Annotated in this window: 19 protein-coding genes; 10 read left to right on the top strand and 9 right to left on the bottom strand. The window is 66.7% G+C overall.

All coding sequences use genetic code 11. From position 1 onward, the window contains the following. The first annotated feature begins 38 nt into the window (after window positions 1-38). The 5 genes from B5X78_RS10380 (at window position 39) to B5X78_RS10400 (ending at window position 5,709) form a co-directional block, all read left to right on the top strand. Window positions 39-1,103 (top strand): LacI family DNA-binding transcriptional regulator, encoded by a 1,065-nt coding sequence (locus B5X78_RS10380; protein ID WP_079724512.1) that lies wholly within the window; start codon window positions 39-41, stop codon window positions 1,101-1,103. After that, window positions 1,100-2,164 carry an SIS domain-containing protein gene (locus tag B5X78_RS10385; RefSeq protein WP_079724310.1) on the top strand — a complete coding sequence of 355 codons (1,065 nt, stop codon included), beginning with the start codon at window positions 1,100-1,102 and terminating at the stop codon, window positions 2,162-2,164. The genes B5X78_RS10380 and B5X78_RS10385 overlap by 4 nt, the downstream gene beginning before the upstream one ends. Further along, window positions 2,161-3,300 (top strand): N-acetylglucosamine-6-phosphate deacetylase, encoded by a 1,140-nt coding sequence (gene nagA, locus B5X78_RS10390; RefSeq protein ID WP_079724311.1) that lies wholly within the window; start codon window positions 2,161-2,163, stop codon window positions 3,298-3,300. The genes B5X78_RS10385 and nagA overlap by 4 nt, the downstream gene beginning before the upstream one ends. Next, window positions 3,297-4,376: an acyltransferase family protein gene (locus tag B5X78_RS10395; RefSeq protein WP_217698659.1), complete on the top strand. Its 1,080-nt coding sequence runs from the start codon at window positions 3,297-3,299 to the stop codon at window positions 4,374-4,376. The genes nagA and B5X78_RS10395 overlap by 4 nt, the downstream gene beginning before the upstream one ends. A 268-nt stretch (window positions 4,377-4,644) precedes the next feature. Then, the gene (locus tag B5X78_RS10400) at window positions 4,645-5,709 is read left to right on the top strand and encodes a PQQ-dependent sugar dehydrogenase (RefSeq protein ID WP_079724514.1); all 1,065 of its coding nucleotides are present in this window, start codon (window positions 4,645-4,647) and stop codon (window positions 5,707-5,709) included. A 15-nt stretch (window positions 5,710-5,724) separates the two neighbouring features. On the opposite strand, the gene B5X78_RS10405 is transcribed toward B5X78_RS10400, so the two are convergent. From B5X78_RS10405 to B5X78_RS10415, 3 genes are read right to left on the bottom strand one after another with little or no spacing between them, the layout of a single operon-like run. Beyond that, window positions 5,725-6,126, bottom strand: a complete 402-nt coding sequence (locus tag B5X78_RS10405; RefSeq protein ID WP_079724515.1) for a DUF3224 domain-containing protein — start codon at window positions 6,124-6,126, stop codon at window positions 5,725-5,727. A gap of 46 nt (window positions 6,127-6,172) precedes the next feature. Further along, window positions 6,173-7,402 carry a multifunctional CCA addition/repair protein gene (locus B5X78_RS10410; protein ID WP_079724312.1) on the bottom strand — a complete coding sequence of 410 codons (1,230 nt, stop codon included), beginning with the start codon at window positions 7,400-7,402 and terminating at the stop codon, window positions 6,173-6,175. Window positions 7,403-7,435: 33 nt separating this feature from the next. After that, window positions 7,436-9,442: a transglycosylase SLT domain-containing protein gene (locus B5X78_RS10415; RefSeq protein WP_079724313.1), complete on the bottom strand. Its 2,007-nt coding sequence runs from the start codon at window positions 9,440-9,442 to the stop codon at window positions 7,436-7,438. A 157-nt stretch (window positions 9,443-9,599) separates the two neighbouring features. Here B5X78_RS10415 and B5X78_RS10420 point away from each other — a divergent pair, with 157 nt between their 5' ends. Further along, the gene (locus B5X78_RS10420) at window positions 9,600-10,400 is read left to right on the top strand and encodes a sulfite exporter TauE/SafE family protein (protein ID WP_229730923.1); all 801 of its coding nucleotides are present in this window, start codon (window positions 9,600-9,602) and stop codon (window positions 10,398-10,400) included. Between the two features lie 42 nt (window positions 10,401-10,442). On the opposite strand, the gene B5X78_RS10425 is transcribed toward B5X78_RS10420, so the two are convergent. The 4 genes from B5X78_RS10425 to B5X78_RS10440 all read right to left on the bottom strand — a co-directional run bounded on the left by B5X78_RS10425 (window position 10,443) and on the right by B5X78_RS10440 (window position 13,666). Further along, window positions 10,443-11,213 carry an endonuclease/exonuclease/phosphatase family protein gene (locus B5X78_RS10425; protein ID WP_079724314.1) on the bottom strand — a complete coding sequence of 257 codons (771 nt, stop codon included), beginning with the start codon at window positions 11,211-11,213 and terminating at the stop codon, window positions 10,443-10,445. A 32-nt stretch (window positions 11,214-11,245) separates the two neighbouring features. Next, a complete protein-coding gene (locus B5X78_RS10430; RefSeq protein WP_079724315.1) occupies window positions 11,246-12,079 on the bottom strand; it encodes a thiol:disulfide interchange protein DsbA/DsbL in 834 nt (277 codons plus the stop codon). Between the two features lie 30 nt (window positions 12,080-12,109). Next, window positions 12,110-12,784 carry a thiol:disulfide interchange protein DsbA/DsbL gene (locus B5X78_RS10435; protein ID WP_079724316.1) on the bottom strand — a complete coding sequence of 225 codons (675 nt, stop codon included), beginning with the start codon at window positions 12,782-12,784 and terminating at the stop codon, window positions 12,110-12,112. 93 nt (window positions 12,785-12,877) lie between these two features. Beyond that, complete coding sequence (locus B5X78_RS10440; RefSeq protein WP_079724317.1) at window positions 12,878-13,666, bottom strand: c-type cytochrome; 789 nt, start codon at window positions 13,664-13,666, stop codon at window positions 12,878-12,880. Window positions 13,667-13,817: 151 nt separating this feature from the next. Between B5X78_RS10440 and yihA the strand changes: the two genes are divergently transcribed. Next, window positions 13,818-14,438 carry a ribosome biogenesis GTP-binding protein YihA/YsxC gene (gene yihA, locus B5X78_RS10445; protein ID WP_079724318.1) on the top strand — a complete coding sequence of 207 codons (621 nt, stop codon included), beginning with the start codon at window positions 13,818-13,820 and terminating at the stop codon, window positions 14,436-14,438. Here yihA and B5X78_RS10450 read toward each other — a convergent pair. Next, window positions 14,422-15,138: a VIT1/CCC1 transporter family protein gene (locus tag B5X78_RS10450; protein WP_079724319.1), complete on the bottom strand. Its 717-nt coding sequence runs from the start codon at window positions 15,136-15,138 to the stop codon at window positions 14,422-14,424. The genes yihA and B5X78_RS10450 overlap by 17 nt on opposite strands. A gap of 166 nt (window positions 15,139-15,304) precedes the next feature. On the opposite strand from B5X78_RS10450, the gene B5X78_RS10455 reads away from it, so the two are divergent. Next, window positions 15,305-16,669 carry a glutamate--cysteine ligase gene (locus B5X78_RS10455; protein WP_079724320.1) on the top strand — a complete coding sequence of 455 codons (1,365 nt, stop codon included), beginning with the start codon at window positions 15,305-15,307 and terminating at the stop codon, window positions 16,667-16,669. On the opposite strand, the gene B5X78_RS10460 is transcribed toward B5X78_RS10455, so the two are convergent. Next, window positions 16,663-17,715, bottom strand: coding sequence for a helix-turn-helix transcriptional regulator (locus B5X78_RS10460; protein WP_079724321.1), 1,053 nt, complete (start codon window positions 17,713-17,715; stop codon window positions 16,663-16,665). The two genes, B5X78_RS10455 and B5X78_RS10460, sit on opposite strands and share 7 nt — an antisense overlap. A 469-nt stretch (window positions 17,716-18,184) precedes the next feature. Between B5X78_RS10460 and B5X78_RS10470 the strand changes: the two genes are divergently transcribed. Next, window positions 18,185-19,804, top strand: a complete 1,620-nt coding sequence (locus B5X78_RS10470) for an arylsulfatase (protein WP_079724323.1) — start codon at window positions 18,185-18,187, stop codon at window positions 19,802-19,804. A 100-nt stretch (window positions 19,805-19,904) separates the two neighbouring features. Next, a complete protein-coding gene (locus B5X78_RS10475) occupies window positions 19,905-20,366 on the top strand; it encodes a helix-turn-helix domain-containing protein (RefSeq protein WP_176140822.1) in 462 nt (153 codons plus the stop codon). Window positions 20,367-20,443 lie beyond the last annotated feature (77 nt).

The following is a 20,443-nucleotide window of genomic DNA, read 5'->3' on the forward strand; positions in this document are numbered from 1 at the left end:
CGGCATGATTGGCGGGGACAACCTCCATGGCTGAAGGCATGCGCAGACCCACCATCAAGGACGTGGCCGAGCGCGCGAAGGTCTCGTTGAAGACCGTCTCGCGCGTGATCAACAACGAGCCATCGGTCATGCAGGGCACGCGTGCGCGCGTCCTGCATGCGATCGCCGAGCTGGACTACGAACCGGATCAGTCCGCGCGCAACCTGCGCAGCGGCACGCCGTTCGTGATCGGCCTGGTCTACGACAATCCCAACCCGTACCACATCATCGGTGTGCAGAACGGCGTGCTGGCGGCGTGCAGGGAAACCGGCTTCGGCCTGCAGATCCATCCCTGCGATTCCACCTCGCCGCTGCTGGCCGAGGAACTGGCCGAGTTCGTGCAACGCTCGCGCCTGGCCGGGCTGGTGCTGACCGCGCCGATGTCCGAGCGCATGGATCTGGTCAATGCGCTGGCCGCACGCGGGGTCAAGCTGGTGCGGATCATCGCGGCCATGGAAGACCCGCAGGACGGCCATCCCTGCGTCTACGTGGATGATCACGATGCCGCCTACGAGATTACCGAGCACCTGATCCAGCTCGGCCACCAGCGCATCGGTTTTCTCTGGGGTGGCCTGGCGCATCGCTCCAGCATCGAGCGCTACAACGGCTACGAGAAGGCGCTGAAGGATTACGGCATCACCCTGGACAAGCATCTGGTGGTGCCGGGCGACTACACCTTCGACGACGGCTTCCGTGGTGCGCGCCGCCTGCTGGCGCTGCGTGAACCGCCCACCGCCATCTTCGGCTCCAATGACGAAATCGCCGCCGGCGTGCTGGCCGCGGCCAAGTCGGCCGGCATGAACGTGCCGTACGAGTTGTCCATTGCCGGCTTCGAGGACAGCCCGTTCTCGCGCCAGTCCTGGCCACCGTTGACCACCGCCAAACAGGCCACCGAGGACATCGCCAAGCAGGCCGCGCGCCTGCTGATCGCCACGCTGCGCCAGGACGCCTACGACGACACCCCCGCCCCCGTGCACAACCAGGGCTTCGTGCCGCAGCTGGTGGTGCGTGGCTCCACCGCGCCGGTCCGCCTGCGCACCGAACGCAACGACTCATCGCCATGAACGACTCTGCAAGCCTTCCCGCCGCCAACGCCACGCTGATGTTCCAGGAGGCGCAGCAGACTGCCGATGTGGTGACCGCGCAGTACGCGCGCAACGAGGCCACCATCGCCCGGCTGGCTGCGGATCTGCGCGCCAACCCGCCGCCGTTCGTGGTGACCTGTGCACGCGGCAGTTCGGATCATGCGGCCACCTACGCCAAGTACCTGTTCGAGACCCAGCTGGGCTTCGTCACCGCGTCGGCGTCGCCGTCGGTGGGTTCGGTCTACGAAGCGCGCCAGCAGCTCAAGGATGCGCTGTACATCGTCATCTCGCAGTCCGGCAAGAGTCCGGACCTGCTGCACAACGCGCGTGCCGCCGCCGCTGCCGGCGCGCGGGTCGTGGCCTTCGTCAACGTCGAGGATTCGCCGCTGGCCGAACTGGCGCAGACCGTCATTCCGCTGCATGCCGGCCCCGAGCGCAGTGTCGCGGCGACCAAGAGCTACCTGGCCTCGCTGGCCGCGATCCTGCAACTGGGCGCGCACTGGAAAGACGAGGGGCCGCTGCGCGAGGCCCTGGGCAAGTTGCCCGACAGCCTGCGCGCCGCCTGGCAGGCCGACTGGTCGGCGCTCACCGATGGGCTGGTCGATGCGCACAATCTGTTCGTGCTCGGACGCGGCCTGGGCCTGGCGGCTGCACAGGAAGCCGCGCTCAAGTTCAAGGAAACCTGCGGCCTGCATGCCGAAGCCTACAGCTCGGCCGAAGTGAAGCATGGGCCGATGGCGCTGGTCGGTCCGGGCTTTCCGGTGCTGTGCTTTGCCCAGCCGGATGAAACCGAAGCCGGCACGTTGGCGTTGGCCAAGGAATTCCGCGCGCGCGGCGCACAGGTGTGGGTGGCGGCCGAACATGCCGATCCGTCCGCCGGCCCGGGCCAATCGCTGGCGTTGGCCAAGGCGCCGCATCCGGCCTGCTCACCGCTGTTGACCATCCAGAGTTACTACCGCGCCATCAATGCCTTGGCGCTGCGGCGTGGCTTCAACCCGGATGTGCCGCCGCATCTGAACAAGGTGACGGAGACGGTATGAGCATCGCCCTGATCAATGCGCGCGTGCTGACCACGCAGGGGTTCCGCGATGACCTGGCGGTGATCCTCGATGGCCGCGACATCCAGTCGCTGCTGCCGCTGAGCGAAGTGCCGGCGTCCACTGCACGCCATGATCTGCAGGGCGCCACCCTGCTGCCGGGCTACATCGATGCGCAGGTCAACGGCGGCGGCGGTATGCTGTTCAACAACGCGCCGACCGTGGACACCTTGCGTCGCATCGGTGAGGCGCATCGCCAGTTCGGCACCACCGGTTTCCTGCCCACGCTCATCAGTGATGACGCCGAGGTGATGCGCGAAGCCATTGCCGCTACCCGCGCGGCCATCGAAGCCGGCGTGCCCGGCGTGCTCGGCATCCATCTGGAAGGCCCGTACCTGGCGCCGGCGCGCAAGGGCACGCATGACGCAGGCAAGTTCCGCGTGCCCGACGCAGCGGAAATCGCCATGGCCGCTTCGCTCGACAACGGCGTGACCCTGCTGACGCTGGCGCCGGAACGTATTCCCGTTGACAGCATCCGCGATCTGGTCGCGCGCGGGGTGATTGTCGCCGCCGGCCATACCGCCGGCAGTTACGAAGAAATCCGCGCCGGGCTGGACGCCGGCATCAGCGGTTTCACCCATCTGTACAACGCCATGTCGCCGCTGCAGGGCCGCGAACCCGGCGCGGTGGGCGCGGCGCTGGAAGACCGCAACAGCTGGTGCGGCATCATCGCCGATGGCCATCATGTACACGCCGGCAGCTTGCGCGTGGCGCTGGCGGCCAAGCCGGTCGGCAAGGTATTCCTGGTGACCGACGCCATGCCGCCGGTGGGCTCGGACGATCCCAGCTACGTGCTGTATGGCGAAACCATCACCGTGCAGGACGGCGTGGTCCGCAACGCCGCCGGCTCGCTGGCCGGATCGGCGCTGGACATGGCCACGGCCGTGCGCAACGCGGTGCAGATGTTGGGGCTGCCCTTGGCAGAAGCCGCGCGCATGGCATCGACGTATCCGGCCGACTTCCTGGGACTGTCGGCCAGCCATGGCCGGATCGCGCCGGGCTACCGCGCCGATCTGGTCGCGGTGGATGCGGACTTGAACGTGGTGGGCAGCTGGATTGACGGTCAACACGCAGCGTGACGGCGAGCCCGGCCCCCGTTCGATTCGCATCGGTGGATGCGCTGCGCGGCCTGACCGTGGCGGCGATGTTGCTGGTCAACAATCCGGGTGACTGGGGCCATGTCTACGCGCCCTTGCTGCATGCGCCGTGGCATGGCTGCACGCCGACCGATCTGATCTTCCCGTTCTTCCTTTTCATTGTCGGCGTGTCGATTGCGCTGGGCATTTCGCCACGCCGGGAAGCCGGCGCCGCTGCCGCTCCGTTGATGCGCGCGGCGCTGTGGCGTGGCGCGAAGATCATCGGCATCGGATTGTTGCTGCACCTGTTGGCATGGTGGTGGCTCGACACGCCGCACTATCGACCCTGGGGCGTGCTGCAACGGATTGGCCTGTGCTTCATCGCCGCCGCCTGGCTGGCCTTGTATCTGCGCCCGCGTGCACGCGTGTTGGTGTTGCTGGCGATCCTGCTGGGCTACTGGGCACTGCTGGCCTGCAACGGCGGCTATGCGCCCTGGAGCAACCTGGCCAGTCGCATCGATACGGCTTTGGTCGGCGCGCTCGCCTATGCGCACGATGCCGCCAGCGGCCGTGGCCATGATCCGGAAGGCCTGCTCAGTACCCTGCCGGCCATCGCCACCACCCTGCTTGGCGTGATGGCAGGCGATGCCCTGCGACGTGATCAGGCGCGCTGGCTGCCGTTGGCGGCGATCGCGTTGCTGCTGGCCGGCGCGGCATGGTCGTTGCTGATGCCGTTCAACAAGAATCTGTGGACGTCTTCCTACGTGCTGTGGACGGCCGGTTGGGCGACGCTGGCGCTCTGGCTTGCGCATCGACTGATCGATCAGCGCGGCTTGCCGGCGCTGGGGCGCAGTTTTGGCGTCAACGCCATCGCCGCCTACGCCGGTTCGGCGATCATGGTCTATGCGTTCGCGGGCCTGGGCTGGTGGGGGCCGATCTACCAGCACGGCTTTGCCGGCTGGATGACGCCGCGCTTCGGGCCGACCCTGCCCTCGCTGGCCTTCGCGCTGGCCTTCGTGGCGCTGTGGTGGCTGATTGTGCGGGTCATGGATGCCCGCGGCCTGCACCTGAAGGTCTGAACCGGCGCCCGGTCACGCTTTCCTACGCGCCGGTGCGGTACAACGCCGCCACGTACTCCGATGCGAGTCCACCATGCGCACGTCCCGGTTGAGTGTTGCCTGCGTTGCCCCCGTGGTCATGAGCCTGAGCCTGCTGGCCTGCGATGCCAGTCCGGTGACCGAGGCCAGCGAAGAGAACCCGGCGACGTCACCGACGTTGCCGTTGGCCGTGCACGTCTCCCCGCGCGTGCTGCTGGCGCAACAGGCCAGCGCACAACGCGCCGAGGGCATGTCGCCGCCGCGGCGGATTCCGGATCCGCCCTTCGTCAGCGCCGAGGTGGCGCGCTTCGATCAACCGTGGGCGATGACGTTCCTGCCTGACGGCCGCCTGCTGGTCACCGAGAAGCCGGGACATCTGCGCCTGATCAACGTGGCCACGCGGCAGACCGGCGAAATCCTCGGCGTACCCACGGTCGCCTACGGTGGCCAGGGTGGACTGGGCGATGTGATCCTGCATCCGCAGTACGCCAGCAATGGCCTGGTGTATCTGAGCTATGCCGAAGAGGGCACGGGTGGGCGCGGCGCGGCGGTGGCGCGCGCGCGCCTGCAGCTGGACGCCAGCGGCAACGGCGGCACACTGCAGAACCTGCAGGTGATCTGGCGGCAGACTCCCAAGGTCAGTGGCGACGCCCATTACAGCCATCGGCTGTTGTTCGATCGCGAAGGCAAGCTCTGGGTCAGTTCCGGCGAGCGGCAGAAGGGTTCACCGGCCCAGGATCTGCAGAGCAACCTCGGCAAGATTCTGCGGCTCAATGATGACGGCACGCCTGCGGCCGGCAATCCCTTCGCCGCGCAGGGCGGCCGCGCTGCACAGGTGTGGTCGTATGGTCATCGCAACGTGCTGGGGCTGGCGCTGGACGCCACCGGCCGGCTCTGGGCGCACGAGATGGGGCCGGCCGGCGGCGACGAGCTCAATCTGATTGAACGCGGCTCCAACTATGGCTGGCCGATTGTGTCCAATGGCGACAATTACGACGGCAGCCCCATCCCGGATCACCCGACCCGACCCGAATTCAACGCGCCGGAGATTTCCTGGACGCCGGTGATCGCGCCGGCCGGTTTCGTGATCTACAGCGGCGAATTGTTTCCGTACTTCCAGAATTACGGCTTCATTGGCGGGTTGGCATCGCAGGCGCTTGTCCAGGTGGAGATGGGCGAGTCACCGCGCGAATACCGCCGTTACCCGATGGGCCGGCGCATCCGCGAAGTGGAGCAGGGCCCGGATGGCGCCCTGTGGGTGCTGGAGGATGGCGCCGACGCGCGCCTGCTCAAGCTCACGCCCAATCGGCTGTGAGCCTGGCACGCGCGATTACTCCGGTGGCAGGCTGTAATCGAACACGTAGTGGTGCTGGCCCTCGCTGATTTCGATGCGCATGCTGCCGCGCAATCCGCTCAGTTCGCCGCTGGCCGAATCGGCTACCACCTGCACGCTCAAGCTGGGCGCGCCGCGATCCATCACGGCGCTGTGCAACAACACAAAGCTGCCACGCTTGCCGTGCAGGGTGCCGTCGACGCGCTCGAGCGCCACGTAGGCAGCCGAGCCTTTCACTTCGGTCATGACCGCCAGCATCTCGCCCAGGCTGGCGGCGTCCAGGTCGCCGCGGAACTGCTTGTCGATGGTCTGCCGACCCAGGCGCGCGGCCTCGATGCCGGGGCTGGCTTGCTGCAACTGCAGCTTGACCTCGAACTGACCCTTTGCCTGCGCGAGCATGGACGACTCCTGCGGATGGATGAAGGTGGGAACCTGCGCGCTGGCTTCATGCCACCGGTTTGCGCGCGCGCTGGATGGCGCCGATGCGCGCATGTTTCAGGGCCTCGCCGATCTCCGGGCCGCTCAGGCCGGGCAGCGCCACATCGCGCGCGCTTACCGCACAGGCGGCGGCGTGCAGTCGCTGCAGTTCCGCGCCTTGCGGATAGCTCGCCTCCTCGCTGCCCAGGCGACCGCGCTTGTCGGCTTCGCAGACCAGCGCCAGCTGGGCGATACGCTCGGGTTTGCGGAACGCATCGCAGCGCGCCAGCACCTCGTACACGGTAGCGTCGCGCAGCTCGTCCAGGCGATGCACGTTGAGGTGTTCGCGGCAGGCGAGCACCGCCAGATCGCGATGCTCCACCGGCACCTTGAGGCGCTCGCTGAGCTGGATGGCCGGCGCGATGCCGCGTTGCTCGTGCATCACGTGGCGCGGCAGTTCCGCTTCCGGCGTCATCGCCTTGCCCAGATCATGGCAGAGCGCGGCATAGCCGATGCGATCATCGCCGCGCGCCAGACGCGCGGCCATGTCGCTGACCATCTGCTGGTGCACGCCGGTATCCACTTCGGGATGGAACTCGGCGCGCTGCGGCACGCCGTACAGCGCGTCCACTTCCGGCAATACGCTGGCCAGGGCATTGGCCTCGCGCAAGGTCGCCAGGAAGGCCGAGGGGCGCTCGGACGCCAGCGCCCGCCGCAATTCCTGCCAGACCCGTTCCGGCACCAGCGCATCGAGCTCGCCGCTGGCCGCCATCTCGCGCATCAAGGCCAAGGTCTCCGGTGCAATCCGGAAACCCAGCGGCGCCAGCCGCGCCATGAAGCGCGCGGCTCGCAAGACGCGCACGGGATCTTCGACAAAGGCGGGGCCGACATGGCGCAGCACGCGTGCCTGCAGATCCGCCTGGCCACCGTAGGGATCGATCACGCGGCCATCCGCGTCTTCGGCCAGCGCATTGATGGTGAAGTCGCGTCGCTGCAGATCTTCTTCCAGCGTCACCGCCGGATCGGTATCCACCACGAAGCCGCGATAGCCGCGGCCACTCTTGCGCTCGGTGCGGGCCAGGGCGTACTCCTCGCCGCTGTCCGGATGCAGGAACACCGGAAAGTCGCGGCCCACCGTCTTGTAGCCCAGCGCCAGCATCTGCTGCGGGGTGGCGCCGACCACCACATGGTCGCGGTCGCCGGGCGGCAAGCCCAGCAGACGATCACGCACCGCACCGCCGACAAGGAAGATCTTCATGCGCGCATGATGCCTGATGCGCGCCGGCCTGGCTCAACTGCGCGGCAGGCGCGCTTCCGGGCAGACAAAACTGCGGCGCTTGCCATCGAGCTTGCCCAGCATGCGGTCGGTGATCGGCAGGGCGTTGCCGTTGAGGCGCCAGTCGTAGATCACGCTGAAGGCCAGCACGCGCGCCACGTAATCGCGCGTTTCCTTGTAGCTGATGGTCTCGATCCAGATGTCCGGATCAAAGCCCGGCCGCTGCGACTGCCAGCGCGCAGTGGGCGTGGGGCCGGCGTTGTAGGCGGCGATGGCGATGTAGGGCATGCCGTACTTGTTTTCCATCTCGCGCAGATAGGCCGTGCCGATCTGGATGTTGGTGTCGGAGTCGTACAGGCTGGCTGCGCCGGTCCAGGGCAGGCCAATCTTCTTGGCGGTGGCGGCGCCGGTGGCGGGCACCACCTGCATCAGCCCCATCGCATTGGCGGCCGATCGCGCCCTGGGGTTGAACACGGATTCGGCACGGATTTCCGCGGCCACCCAGGCCGGGTCGATGGCGTTCTTCGCCGCCTCGCGTTTGATGGTCTCGCCATGGTGCAGCGGGAAGCGCAACTGGTACAGCCGCTGTTCCTCCGGATTCTTGCCGAGCGAGAAAACCGCGCGATCGAACCAGCCGTTGTCCTGCGCCACCTCCACCGCCAGCCGGCGCTGGACGTCGTCGAAACGCGACAGCGCGCTGTTCCATTCGGCGGTGGCCCAGCCCGGGCGATCCAGTTGCCACAGCAGCATCGCGCGGACGATGGCGGGATCGCGCGCGATCCGGGCCTTGTCGGCGTCGCTGTCGTTGGAAATCCACGGACACAGCGCGTAGGGCTGGTTGAGTCGATCGGCGGCAAGGAAGCCGTGGAAGGTGGGCGAGCGCGCCACCTCGGCGAACAGACGCTGCGCAGCAGCCTGGTCCCCGGTCTTCTCCGAGAGTCGGGCTTCGAAATACTTCCAGCGATCATCGCCGCGCTGCTTGGCCGGCATCCTGCGCAGGGCCACCAGCGCATTGCGCCAGTCGCCACGCGCCATCGCCTCGCGCACGCGCCACTCGTGCAGGCGTTCGTCGTAGGCGCCCTCGGGTACTTCGTTGAGACGGCGGGCGGAATCGGGTTCGTAGGAAGCCACGCTCCACAGCGCGATCTGGTAGAGCACGCGGCCGCGATCGGCGTCGGTCAGGCCCAGCGCGCTGGTGTATTGCGCCAGCTCGGTTTCGGCGGCGGATGGGTTCTTGCCGGCCAGTCGCGCCAGGCCATAACTGGCCATGCGTCGGCTGCGATCCGTGCGCGGCCAGTTGAGCGCGCGCGCATGCGGCGCGTCTATGAAGGCCGCGTAGTCGGCGGCCAGTGCCGTTTCATCGGCGGGCAGACCGCGCGCGGCGCTGCGCATCACGGCCGCTTGCCCGGCGGCAGCGGCGGCATCGATGCGTTCCCAGCGCAGTGCGGGCGGCAATCCGCCGCGATTGGCGAGCACGGCGAACACCGGATCGCAGACATCCGGCAGCGATTTGTCCGCGCCGCGCCACAGCGCCTGCGCATCCCGGGTCCATTGCGCGTCGGCACGACCGGTGGCCTGGCGCGCATTCAATTCGGCGCAGCGCAGGGTGGTGTTTTCACTGCCGGTGTAGGCCGACAGGAAAGTCGGCCAGTCCTGCCGGCGCGACAGCGACGCCAGCCAGACGGCGCGGAAATTGTCGGCCACTGCCTGGCCTTCGTAGCGTTTGAGAAACGCCTGCGCCTGCGCCGTGGACACGGCATCGATATCGCGCCGCAGGCTGGCCAGTTCTATCCAGCCATACAACGGATGCGTGGACAGTCCGGGAAACTGCGCGGTGTTGAACTGGCCGCGTTCGGCGGCTTCCAGCGCAGCGCGCACGTTGGCCAGCGACGCCTGCGTGGCGCCGGCATTGCCTGCGCCGGGCGGCGCTGCATTGCCGGTGTTGTTCTGGGCCTGCACGGCAGGCGCGGCAAGCAGTGCCAGCGTGGCGGCGAGTACGATGAGGGACAGTCGGGGGCTCATGCGCCGGAATATACCGGACAGCGATGAACGGATTCGTGGACAAGGATGATCAGCGACGATCGCGAGCAGCGACTATCCTTGCCAGGGAAGTCCTTCATCGTCGACGCTCTTCATCGGCGCGTGTTTTCAGTAGCAGCATCCTTACCAGGAGCAGGGTTTGCAGCATTTCTGGATTTTTCCGCTGCTCGGCATCATTGCCGGCGTACTGGCGGGCTTGTTGGGCATTGGCGGCGGGCTGGTGCTGGTGGCGGCGCTGGTGTGGCTGTTGCCGTGGTTCGGCATACCGCAGGAAGCCGCGATGCATGCGGCCCTGGCCAGTTCGTTGGCCAGCATCGTGCTGACCGCAACGTCCTCTGCGACCGCGCATCACCGCCGCGGCAGCGTGATGTGGCCCACCGTGGCCTGGATGGTGCCGGGCCTGCTGCTGGGCGGTTGGCTGGGCAGCGGCGTGGCGGTGTATCTGGATGATGCGGTGCTGCGTTGGGTGGTGGCGATCTACTGCCTGATTGCCGGCGCGCAGATGGCGTTCGGCAAGACCCGCGGCGCGCCCGATGGGCAGGCCGTGCCTGCACCGCGCGGCTGGCCGATGACCGTGGCCGGCTCCGCGATTGGTGCGGTATCGGCGGTGGTGGGCATCGGCGGTGGCAGCATGACCGTGCCCCTGCTGGTGCATCGCGGTGTGGCGCCGGTGCGTGCGGTCGGCACGTCCAGCGCTTGCGGCGTGGCCATCGCCATCGGCAGTGCGCTGGGCTACGCGCTGCATGCGCCGGCCGGCGCCTTGCCGCAGCATGCGGTGGGTTACGTCTATCTGCCTGCTGCGATTGGCGTCGCCATCGCGTCGGTCCTGGCCGCGCCGTATGGCACGCGCCTGGCGCACCGCATCAGCGGTGTGGCGCTCAAGCGGGTGTTCGCCATCTTCATGGTGGTGATGGGGATCAGCATCATCGTCGCCGGCTGATCGCGGCGTGCACGGCGCGGTGCGGCGTGGCGTCGCGTGGAATCAGCGCAGGGCGCTGTCCGGCACGTCGATGTTCATTGCCAGCGCCAGGTGATCGGAATTGGCCGCGGGCACTGCGCGTGCATCGTCGGCCACCAGGTCTTCGCTGATCAGGATGTGGTCGATCGCGCGCTGTGGCTTCCAGCTCGGAAACGTGGCGATGCGGTGTTCCGGCGGACGCAGCCGCGTGTTCTTGTACAGCACGTCCATTTCCGGCATGTCGCACATGCAGTTGAAATCGCCCATCAGCACCGCGTGCGGATGATCGGCCAACAGTTCGGCAATGAACGAGAGTTGCGACTTGCGCGAGTTGGCGCCCAGCGACAGGTGCGCCACTGCCACGGTCAAGCCCTCGTCACCTTCGCCAAAGCGCGCGACCAGCACGCCGCGCCCGGCGATGCGGCCGGGCAGGGCGTGATCGGAGACTTCCCGGGGTTCGAGCCGACTCAGCAGGCCGTTGGCGCTGGAAGCCACCCGCCCGACATTGCGGTTGGGCTGGTGGGTCCAGTAATCGAAGCCGGCACGTTCGGCCAGATAGTGCGTCTGGTTGGTGAACCCCGAGCGCAGGCTGCCGGGATCGGCTTCCTGCAGGCCGACGATGTCGTGTTCGCCGGCCAGCTGCGCGATGACGTCCAGGCTGCCGCGCTTGTTGCCGGCGGGCAAGGCATGCGACCAGCTGCGGGTGACGTAGTCGCTGTAGCGGCGGGTGCTCGAGCCTGCCTGGATGTTGGCGCTGAGCACCCGCAGCCGGCGCTTGCCGGTAGGTGTTGTCATGGGGGGGACATCAACACGGATGGAACTGCACCTTACTTGGCGGCGCGTTCCTGCGCGATCAAGGCGTCGGTGATGCGCAACATGTCCGGGAAGCTACGGCCCTTCACCAGATACTTGCCATTGACGACCAGCGACGGCGTGCCGCTGACGCCCGCGGCCATGGCGAACTGCTTGGCGCGGTTGATCTTGGCCGAGGTGCCAAAGCTGTTCATCAGACCCAGGAATTCCTTGGCATCCACGCCGTAGCCGGCGTAGAAGGCGGCAACCTTGGCCGGATCCGGCTTCTGGCCTTCGCCCGGCAGGCTGCGATTGGCGTGGATCTGGGTGAACACCGCGTCATGCGTGCGCTCGACCAGGCCCTTGCTTTCGGCGGCATAGAACGCCTGCGCATAGGGCTGCCATTCCGGACCGAAGGCCACCGGCACATAGGTCAGGCGGACATCGGCCGGCAGCGTCTTGCGCCACGGCATGATCTGGCCCTGGAAGCTGGCGCAGGCCGGGCAGACATAGCCGAACACTTCGACCACTTCGATCTTGCCGTTCAACGGCAGGAAGGGCTGGCCATTGGGGATCAGCACGTAGTCCACGCCGGGGACCGGCGCCGGGCCGGCCGGAACGATGGGCGCGGGAGCAGGAGCAGCCGCTGCGGCGCCCGCATCGGGGGCGGCCGGCGCTGCAGCATCAGCGGCAGGAGCGGCGGTGCCATCGGCAGCCGGAGCTGCTGCATCGGCGGCGGGGGCGGGCGTTTCGGCCGGTGCGCTGGCAGGCGCATCAGCGGCCGGCGTCACGGTGGATTCTTCCTTGGGACCACATGCCGCGAGCAGCGGCAGCAGGGCGAACGCGAGCAGATAGTGACGAAGCTTCATGAGCGAGGGCTCCAGCAGGGAAAGAGGATTCTACTTGCGCGCGCCGGCGCGCTCGCGCGCGACCAGCCAGTCGACGATGGCCAGCACCTGGTCGTAGTTGCTGCCACCGGTGACGCGATACTTGCCGGCCACGATTAGCGTGGGCGTGCCGCTGACACCGGCATCCATGGCAAAGCGCTTGGCGCGTTCGACTTTCTCGCCAACCGCATCGCTGCGCAACAGGGCGGCGAATTTCTCGCGGTCGGCGCCGTAGTTGGCATAGAAATCAGCCAGCTCGTCGACCGACGGATTGTGCATGGGCAATGCGCCGGTTTCGTGCAGTGCCTTGAACACCGCGGTGTGGCTGGCGCCCAGCACGCCGGCCGACTCGGCCGCGTAGTAGGCGCGGGCAAACGGCAGCCAGCTGCTGGACAGCGCGGCCGGCACCTGGGTCAGTTGCACGTCCTTGGGCTGGCGACGCTTCCAGGTCTGCAGCGCCGGTTCGAAATGGGCGCAATGCACGCAGGCGTAGGAGAACACTTCGGCGACTTCGATCTTGCCTTTGGCAGCGGCGAACGGCTTGCCGTCGGCGATCACCTCGTAGTCCTGGCCGGCCACGGGCGCGGGCTTGGCTTGCGCCAAGGCCAGCAATGGCATGCAGGACAGCAGGATCGACGCCAACAGGGCCAGCAGCGCGGTCGATCGGGTCAGCGCGTGTTTCCTCATCCATCCCTCCGTGACAAAAAGAAACGCCGGCCATGGTGTGGCCGGCGCAATGAACAGGAGCTGTGAATCAGGGCTGCCGGGCAGCCATCACACTCACGACTTCTTGGCTGGCTTGGTGCTGGCCGCTTGATCGTCGGCGCGGTCATGCAGGCCTTGCAGATAGCTGCCCAGCGCCTGGATTTCCTGCTCGGTCAGCGGATGCGCGACCTGCGCCATGATGTTGAAGTGGCTGGCGTCCTTTTCGGTGGTTGTGCCGGCCTGGTATTCCTGCAGGCGACGGACCACATAGGCCTGCTGCTGACCACCCACATGCGGATACGCCGGACCCGGATTGCCGGCGCCGGTCGGGCCATGGCAGGCCATGCACGCCGGAATGCCGCGCGCGGCGTCACCGGAACGGTACAGCTGCTGGCCGATTTCGTAGAACTTCTTGCCGTCGTACACGCCGCCACTGACCGCGCCGTCGTCGGCCAGGCTGGCGCCCGACTTCTGGGTGGCGAAGTACGCGCCGACGTCGCGCATGTCCTGCGCGCTCAGGCTCTGGGCGAACGGCACCATCACCGGGGCCATGCCGCTGGTGCGCTGGCCGCTGGCGAACAGAGCCAGCTGGCGCGCCATGTAGCGCTCGCTCTGGCCTGCAATGCGCGGGTACTGCGGGTCGCTGGGGTTGCCGTCGGCGCCATGGCAGGCGGCGCATGCAGCAGCCTTGGTCTGTCCGGCGGCGGCGTCGCCCCAGGTGGTCTTGGTCAGGTCGATGTCCAACGAGGCGGTTTCCACCGGCGCGTTGTCCGGTACCGGCACGACGGTGGTCTGTGCATAGGCGGCTGCGGCGACGGCCAGTACGGCCAGTCCAGTCAGTCCCCAAACGCGAGCGTGGCGCATGCTAAAGCTCCGAAATTATTACGAAAGCGGCCCAAGGAAACGGCGCCATGGGCCACCGCGAAACCTCCGAATTATCCCTTCGCGGGCCTGCTCCGGTCAATTCATGCGTTAGTTGGGCCGTGGGAAGGGCCGGACATGCCATCCTAGTGGCATGTCCAATCTGCTCAATGCCGCCCACTACCTGCTGTCGGCGCACAACTCCCGCCAGTTGCCGATCGACGAGGGCCATGAGGTCGCGTTCGCCGGCCGCTCCAACGCCGGCAAATCCAGCGCGCTCAACGCCTTGGCCGGTCACAACGCGCTGGCGCGGGTCTCCAAGACCCCCGGCCGGACCCAGCAACTGGTGTTCTTCGAAGTGCGTCCGGCGCGCAACTTGGTGGACCTGCCCGGCTATGGCTACGCCAAGGTGCCGCACGACCTGCAGGCGCACTGGCAGGCCTTCATCCAGGGCTATTTCAATACCCGCCAGGCGCTCAAGGGCCTGGTGGTGGTGATGGATATCCGACATCCACTCAAGGATTACGACCGCCAGATGCTCGGCTACGCGGTGCAGCGCGGCATTCCGGCGCATGCGCTGCTGACCAAGGCCGACAAGCTCGGCCGTGGCCAGCAGATGCAGACCCTGCAGGCGGTGAAGAAGTCGCTGTTCGCCGATTTCGCCGACAGCGTCAGCGTGCAGGCGTTCTCGGCCGAGTCCAAACAAGGCGTGGAAGAAGCCCGTGCCGTGGTGTCCAACTGGCTGGAACTGACGCCGGCTACATCGCCACGTTGAACAAGCGGCCGACGGCGGTTGCCGCGGCCATCGCCAGCGCCCCCCAGAAGCCGACCCGCAACGCGCCGCGCAGCACCGGTGCGCCGCCCACGCGGGCGGCCAAGGCGCCCGACAACAGCAATCCCACGATCGTGGCCAGCGTGGTGATGCTGGCCACGCGCCCCTCCGGCGATGCCAGCGCGGCCACGATGGGCAAGGTGGAACCCACGCAGAAGGCCGCGGCCGACGCCAACGCCGCCTGCAGCGGACGGGCACGCAAGGCCTCGGTGATGCCCAGTTCGTCACGCGCATGGGCGCCGAGCGCATCGTGCGCCGTCAGTTGTTCGGCCACCTGCCGTGCCAGCGCAGGCTCCAGCCCGCGTTGCACGTAGATGTGGGTGAGCTCGGCCAGTTCCGGCCCGGGTTCGGTGTGCAGTTCGTGGCGTTCCATCGCCAGGTCGGCGGCTTCGGCATCGGCCTGCGATTGCACGGAGACATACTCGCCCGCGGCCATCGACATGGCGCCGGCCACCACACCGGCGATACCGGTGACCAGGATGGTCTGCACGCTCGCGCCGCTGGCCGCCACGCCCACCACGATCCCAGCCACCGATACGATGCCGTCATTCGCACCGAGCACGGCCGCACGCAGCCAACCTACCCGCTGGCTGCGGTGGCGTTCCGGATGGCGGCTGACGGCATGGGAGATATGGCGTGGCATGCCGCAAGCTTAGGCGCGCCCTGTACTTGCGGTCGACCCCCTCCGGGGCACGGCGATGGCGGAACACTGCAGTGCCGGCGTGACGTGATTGGCGTCCCGTTCCAACCGCTATAGTGCGCACCTTGGCGGCCTGTCCGCACCCCCACACCTGCCAGCGAGTCCGCCTTTGTCCAGTCCCAGCCATGTCGCCGACACGCTGATCACCGATCGTGCGCAACTCGTGGAGTACATCGCCAGCGGCGAAAAGCCGATCGGCGAGTGGCGCATCGGCACCGAGCACGAGAAATTCGGCTTCCGCCTGGACGATCTGCGCCCACCCACCTTCGACGGTGACCGCGGCATCGAAGCCCTGCTCAAGGGCCTGGTGCCGTTCGGCTGGGAACCGATCGAGGAAAAGGGCCGCGTGATTGCCCTCACCCGCGACGGCGCCTCGGTCACCCTGGAGCCGGCCGGCCAGTTGGAACTGTCCGGCGCCGCGCTGGAAACCATCCACCAGACCTGCACCGAAGTGGGCACCCACCTGCATGAGGTCAAGCAAGTAGCCGATGCATTGCAGCTCGGCTTCCTCGGCATGGGCTTCCAGCCCAAGTGGACGCGCGAAGAGATGCCCTGGATGCCCAAGGGCCGCTACCAGATCATGAAGTCGTACATGCCCAAGGTCGGATCGCTGGGCCTGGACATGATGACCCGCACCTGCACCGTGCAGGTCAACCTGGACTACGCCAGCGAAGCGGACATGATCAAGAAGTTCCGCGTGTCGCTGGCGTTGCAGCCGATCGCCACTGCGCTGTTCGCCGATTCGCCGTTCACCGAAGGCAAGCCCAACGGCTACCAGAGTTATCGCTCGCATATCTGGACCGACACCGATGGTGATCGCACCGGCATGCTCGATTTCGTCTTCGAAGACGGCTTCGGCTACGAGCGCTATGTCGACTACCTGCTCGACGTGCCGATGTACTTCAGCTACCGCGACGGCATCTACCACGACGCCAGCGGCCAGAGCTTCCGCGACTTCCTGCAGGGGCGCTTGCCGGTCTTGCCGGGTGCCTTGCCGACGTTGCGCGACTGGTCAGATCACATGACCACCGCGTTCCCGGAAGTGCGGATGAAGAAATTCCTGGAGATGCGCGGCGCCGACGGGGGGCCATGGAATCGGCTGTGCGCGCTGCCGGCTTTCTGGGTGGGCCTGTTGTACGACGATGCCGCGCTCGATGCTGCCTGGGACCTGGTCAAGGACTTCAGCCTGGAAGAACGCCACGCGCTGCGCGACGGGGTGCCCAAGCATGCGCTCAAGCTGCCGTTCCGCGGTGGCACGGTGCGCGATATCGCCGCGCAGGCCGTGCGCATCGCGGTTGCCGGCTTGCGCCGACGTGCCCGATTCAACGGCCGGGGCGTGGACGAAAGCGGCTTCCTGGATGCGCTGGTGGAGATCGTCGAATCCAACCAGACGCCAGCCGAACGCAAGCTCGAACTCTTCCACGGTGCCTGGAAGGGGGACGTGGATCAGGTCTTCCGCGAATTCGCCTACTGAAGCCGGTCGGCCGCGGCGACCGGCTCGCCGCCCTTGCGACGCCGGCGGCAACCTGCATCGGCCTGGGCGGCATTCGATGCCTGCGCCAGGGCGGCCAGGTTTGACGCCGGGCGGGTCGCGGCGCGCAGATCCTGCGAGGGCAGCACGCCGTACACCTGCCGGTACTGGCGGGCGAAGCGTCCGAAATCCCAGACCCCGTAGTCGCTGCACAACGAGGTGATGGTTTCGCCATCGTGCGCGCTGCACAACGCCTGGTGGATCGCATGCAGGCGCCGGATCATCAGGTAGCGATGCGGGCTGACCCCGAACTGCTCCAGGAACACCGTGCGCAATGTGCGGTCGGATACACCGGCGGCAGCGCAGAGATCGTCCACGCTCAAGGGTCGGGCCAGTTCCGCGTCGATCAGTTCCAGGCAGCGGCTGATGACCAGGTGGCGTTGCAGCGGGGGACGGCCACGCGCCGCGCGCGGACTTTCGGCATGGCTCGCGCGCAAGTTGAAGATCGCTTCCAGCAACTGATGCGCCGCCATGATGCGGGCGTTGCCATGGAGCGCTTCGGCATCATCGTCGTCCCGCTCATACAGCCGACGTACCAGTCGCACCAGCGCCATCAGCGCCGGCTCGCCGGACTGGAATATCTGTGAGGGTGGCAGAACGTCAGATTCGACGAAGTCGTGTTCCAGCCGGTGGCGCATCACGCCGCGCCTGAAATGCAGGCGTATCCAGCGGGTGGAAGTCGCCATGCGCAGCTGATGGCCCTGGCCCGGATGCCGGGATTCCAACATCGCCTGCGCCGCGCCGTCACCGTACAGCATGACCACGGCGGCATCCGACAAGGGAATGTAGATCGAATACTGATCATCCAGGCTGATGCCGTGCAACAGGTTGCTGGCGCCGCCGAGCACCATCAGCACGGTTACGTCACCCAAAGGCAACACGCGCAGCTGCCAGGCACGTTCACTTCGTCGCGTGTGCAGGGTGCGGCCACGCGCGGCAGGCAAGGCGTAGTTGATCTCTCCGAAATCGCGACAGGACACCCGGGCCATCGCACCCTCCTGGCCATAGATTTTTCCGGTTTTACGTGGCAGTCGTCGAAAGCGCAGCGAATATAGCGTCCGAAAACCGGGACGATCCACCGATCGTTCGACCGTTCATCCCATTCGCCAGCGTGCGTTTTTCCAGATACGCATCGTGAGTCGGAATACGGATAAAAGCGCTGATGCTGGTCCGGCCCCTTCGCGCCGGCGCCTGGACATGAAATTGCTGGCCGTTCACCGCAGGCTGACCCTGATGCAGGCATGCCATGGATCCGTTGCTGCTCGTCGTTGCCCCCATGGCGCACGCTGGCCATACGCTGTCGGCCACGGCGATCTTTGCCGTGCTGTTCCTGATGCTTGGCCCGCTCAAGATCATCGGGCCATTCTTCGCGCAGACGCGCGATAAGACACCTGCGCAGAGGCGCGAACCGGCTTCCTTCCCTGATCCCCCCACCACCCCCCTAGTGGAGGCAACAGCATGGCGACTGCCAAGAAGACCAGTTCCAAATCCGTCCCCGCCAAGGCCAGCGGCGCCAAGGCCGGTGCCAGGGATCGGCCCAACATTCTGGTGATCTGGGGTGACGACATCGGTTTGTGGAATGTCGGCGCCTACACCCACGGCATGATGGGACACACGCCCAACATCGACAGCATCGCCCGTGACGGCATGTTGTTCACCGATCACTACGGGCAACCCAGCTGCACCGCCGGACGCGCCGCCTTCATCATGGGCCAGATGCCGATCCGCACCGGCATGACCACCATCGGCATTCCCGGCTCGGCGCGCGGCATCCAGAAGTCCGATCCCACCCTGGCCGAAGTGCTCAAGTCGCAGGGCTATGCCACGGCCCAATTCGGCAAGAACCACCTGGGGGATCGCAACGAGTTCCTGCCCACCGTGCACGGTTTCGACGAGTGGTTCGGCAACCTGTACCACCTCAATGCCGAGGAAGAACCCGAAGAGCTCGACTATCCGGGCCAGAAGAATCCCAACTACAAGAGTCAGTTCGGCCCGCGCGGCGTGCTGCATGCCTGGGCAACCAGCAAGGACGACGCCACCACCGACAAGAAATTCGGCCGGGTAGGCAAGCAGAAGATCGAGGACACCGGCGCACTGACCCGCAAGCGGATGGAAACTTTTGACGGCGAAGTGCTGGAGCACACGCTGGACTGGCTGGACAGGGCAGTGGACTCAGGTCAGCCGTTCTTCTGCTGGCACAACACCACGGCCTGTCACATCTGGTCGCACTCGCCGAAGAAGTACATCCAGAAGGCAGTGGACGAAGGGCGCGCCGAGGAAGACGTCTACCGCGCCAAGATGATCGAGCATGACGAACAGGTGGGCGTGTTGCTGAAGAAGCTCCGGCAACTCGGCGTGGCCGACAATACCATCGTCATCTACAGCACCGACAACGGCAACGAGTTGATGATGTGGCCCGATGGCGGCTACGCGCCATTCCGCGGCGAGAAGGGCACGACCTGGGAAGGCGGCGTGCGCGTGCCCTGCCTGGTCAAGTGGCCGGATCGCATCCCGGCCGGCAGCGTGTCCAACGGTATACAGAACCACGAAGACCTGTTCGCCACCCTGGCAGCGGCCGCCGGCTTGCCGGATCTGAAGGCGCAATTGCTCAAGGGCCATACGATGAATGGCACCAAGTACAAGGTGCATCTGGATGGCTACAACAACCTGGAGCACTGGACCGGCCGATCCGAGAAGTCGGCGCGCCGCGAGATCTTCTACTACGACGAAACCGATCTGATGGCGCTGCGCGTGGACAACTGGAAGATGCACATCGGCGTCAAGAAGGAAGGCAGCTGGTTCAATCCCAAGTCGTACCCCAGCGTGCCGTACCTGTTCAACCTGCGCATGGACCCGATGGAAAAGATGGACCCCGAGTCGCACGAGTGGGGTTACATCGGCCGCAAGTTCCTCGCCGCCAAATTGTGGGCGCCCACGGCGGGCGGTCCGTTCATTGCTGCTCATCTCAAGAGCCTCATGGACTATCCGCCTTCGCAGGGCGCCGACACGTTGAGCCTGCACAAGGCGCTGGAAGCTGCCCAGCGCAAGCTGGAGACGCCGCACGGCAGCAGCAACTGATGAGCCATGCGTGGGCGTGGCCGAATGCCGCGTCCATGCACGGTCGCAAGCGTTTTTGTTTCCGGTAATTACGTAGCCCACCCCAGCAAGGATGTCCACGATGAATCACACCAACAGCTTGACTGGTCTGACCATGACGGGCCCTTTCAATCCCCTGCTTGTCGTCGCCCCCGAACTGCCCCTGCACAAGCGCGGGCGTCCGCCGGTGATGTTGCGTCGCGCACTGTCCACCGCCATGGCCAAGATCGATGCCTGCGATCAAGGCAGCCTGCGCGTGGACGAACTCTGCGTCTTGGCTGGCGTCAGTCCCAGAACCATGCGCACCGCCTTCCAGGTCACCCTGGGGATGCCGCCGAGCCAGTACATCCGCCGGCGCCGCCTGCACCTGGTGCGCGGTACGCTGCAGCAGCATCATCCGGGTCAGACCACCATCGCCGCGGTGGCGCACCGCTTCGGCTTCCACGATCCCGGCCGCATGGCCGCGGACTACCACAGCCTGTTTGGCGAGTATCCCAGCGATACCCTGCGCCGACACGAGGTGGAAGAAGAAGTCTCGGCCTGATCACGCCTGTCCGTGCGCGCTCGACTGGCCGCAGCCGAGCGCCTGCGGCTAGACTGACCGCACCCGACCGGCAGGTC

The sequence above is a fragment of the Pseudoxanthomonas indica genome, from assembly GCF_900167565.1.
Lineage (GTDB): Bacteria > Pseudomonadota > Gammaproteobacteria > Xanthomonadales > Xanthomonadaceae > Pseudoxanthomonas_A > Pseudoxanthomonas_A indica.

Coding starts and splice junctions, on each gene's coding strand:
- B5X78_RS10380 (WP_079724512.1), top strand. CDS start 39: ATGCGCAGACCCACCATCAAGGACGTGGCCGAGCGCGCGAAGGTCTCG.
- B5X78_RS10385 (WP_079724310.1), top strand. CDS start 1,100: ATGAACGACTCTGCAAGCCTTCCCGCCGCCAACGCCACGCTGATGTTC.
- nagA (WP_079724311.1), top strand. CDS start 2,161: ATGAGCATCGCCCTGATCAATGCGCGCGTGCTGACCACGCAGGGGTTC.
- B5X78_RS10400 (WP_079724514.1), top strand. CDS start 4,645: ATGTCGCCGCCGCGGCGGATTCCGGATCCGCCCTTCGTCAGCGCCGAG.
- B5X78_RS10405 (WP_079724515.1), bottom strand. CDS start 6,126: ATGCTCGCGCAGGCAAAGGGTCAGTTCGAGGTCAAGCTGCAGTTGCAG.
- B5X78_RS10410 (WP_079724312.1), bottom strand. CDS start 7,402: ATGAAGATCTTCCTTGTCGGCGGTGCGGTGCGTGATCGTCTGCTGGGC.
- B5X78_RS10415 (WP_079724313.1), bottom strand. CDS start 9,442: ATGAGCCCCCGACTGTCCCTCATCGTACTCGCCGCCACGCTGGCACTG.
- B5X78_RS10425 (WP_079724314.1), bottom strand. CDS start 11,213: ATGACAACACCTACCGGCAAGCGCCGGCTGCGGGTGCTCAGCGCCAAC.
- B5X78_RS10430 (WP_079724315.1), bottom strand. CDS start 12,079: ATGAAGCTTCGTCACTATCTGCTCGCGTTCGCCCTGCTGCCGCTGCTC.
- B5X78_RS10435 (WP_079724316.1), bottom strand. CDS start 12,784: ATGAGGAAACACGCGCTGACCCGATCGACCGCGCTGCTGGCCCTGTTG.
- B5X78_RS10440 (WP_079724317.1), bottom strand. CDS start 13,666: ATGCGCCACGCTCGCGTTTGGGGACTGACTGGACTGGCCGTACTGGCC.
- yihA (WP_079724318.1), top strand. CDS start 13,818: ATGTCCAATCTGCTCAATGCCGCCCACTACCTGCTGTCGGCGCACAAC.
- B5X78_RS10450 (WP_079724319.1), bottom strand. CDS start 15,138: ATGCCACGCCATATCTCCCATGCCGTCAGCCGCCATCCGGAACGCCAC.
- B5X78_RS10460 (WP_079724321.1), bottom strand. CDS start 17,715: ATGGCCCGGGTGTCCTGTCGCGATTTCGGAGAGATCAACTACGCCTTG.
- B5X78_RS10470 (WP_079724323.1), top strand. CDS start 18,185: ATGGCGACTGCCAAGAAGACCAGTTCCAAATCCGTCCCCGCCAAGGCC.
- B5X78_RS10475 (WP_176140822.1), top strand. CDS start 19,905: ATGAATCACACCAACAGCTTGACTGGTCTGACCATGACGGGCCCTTTC.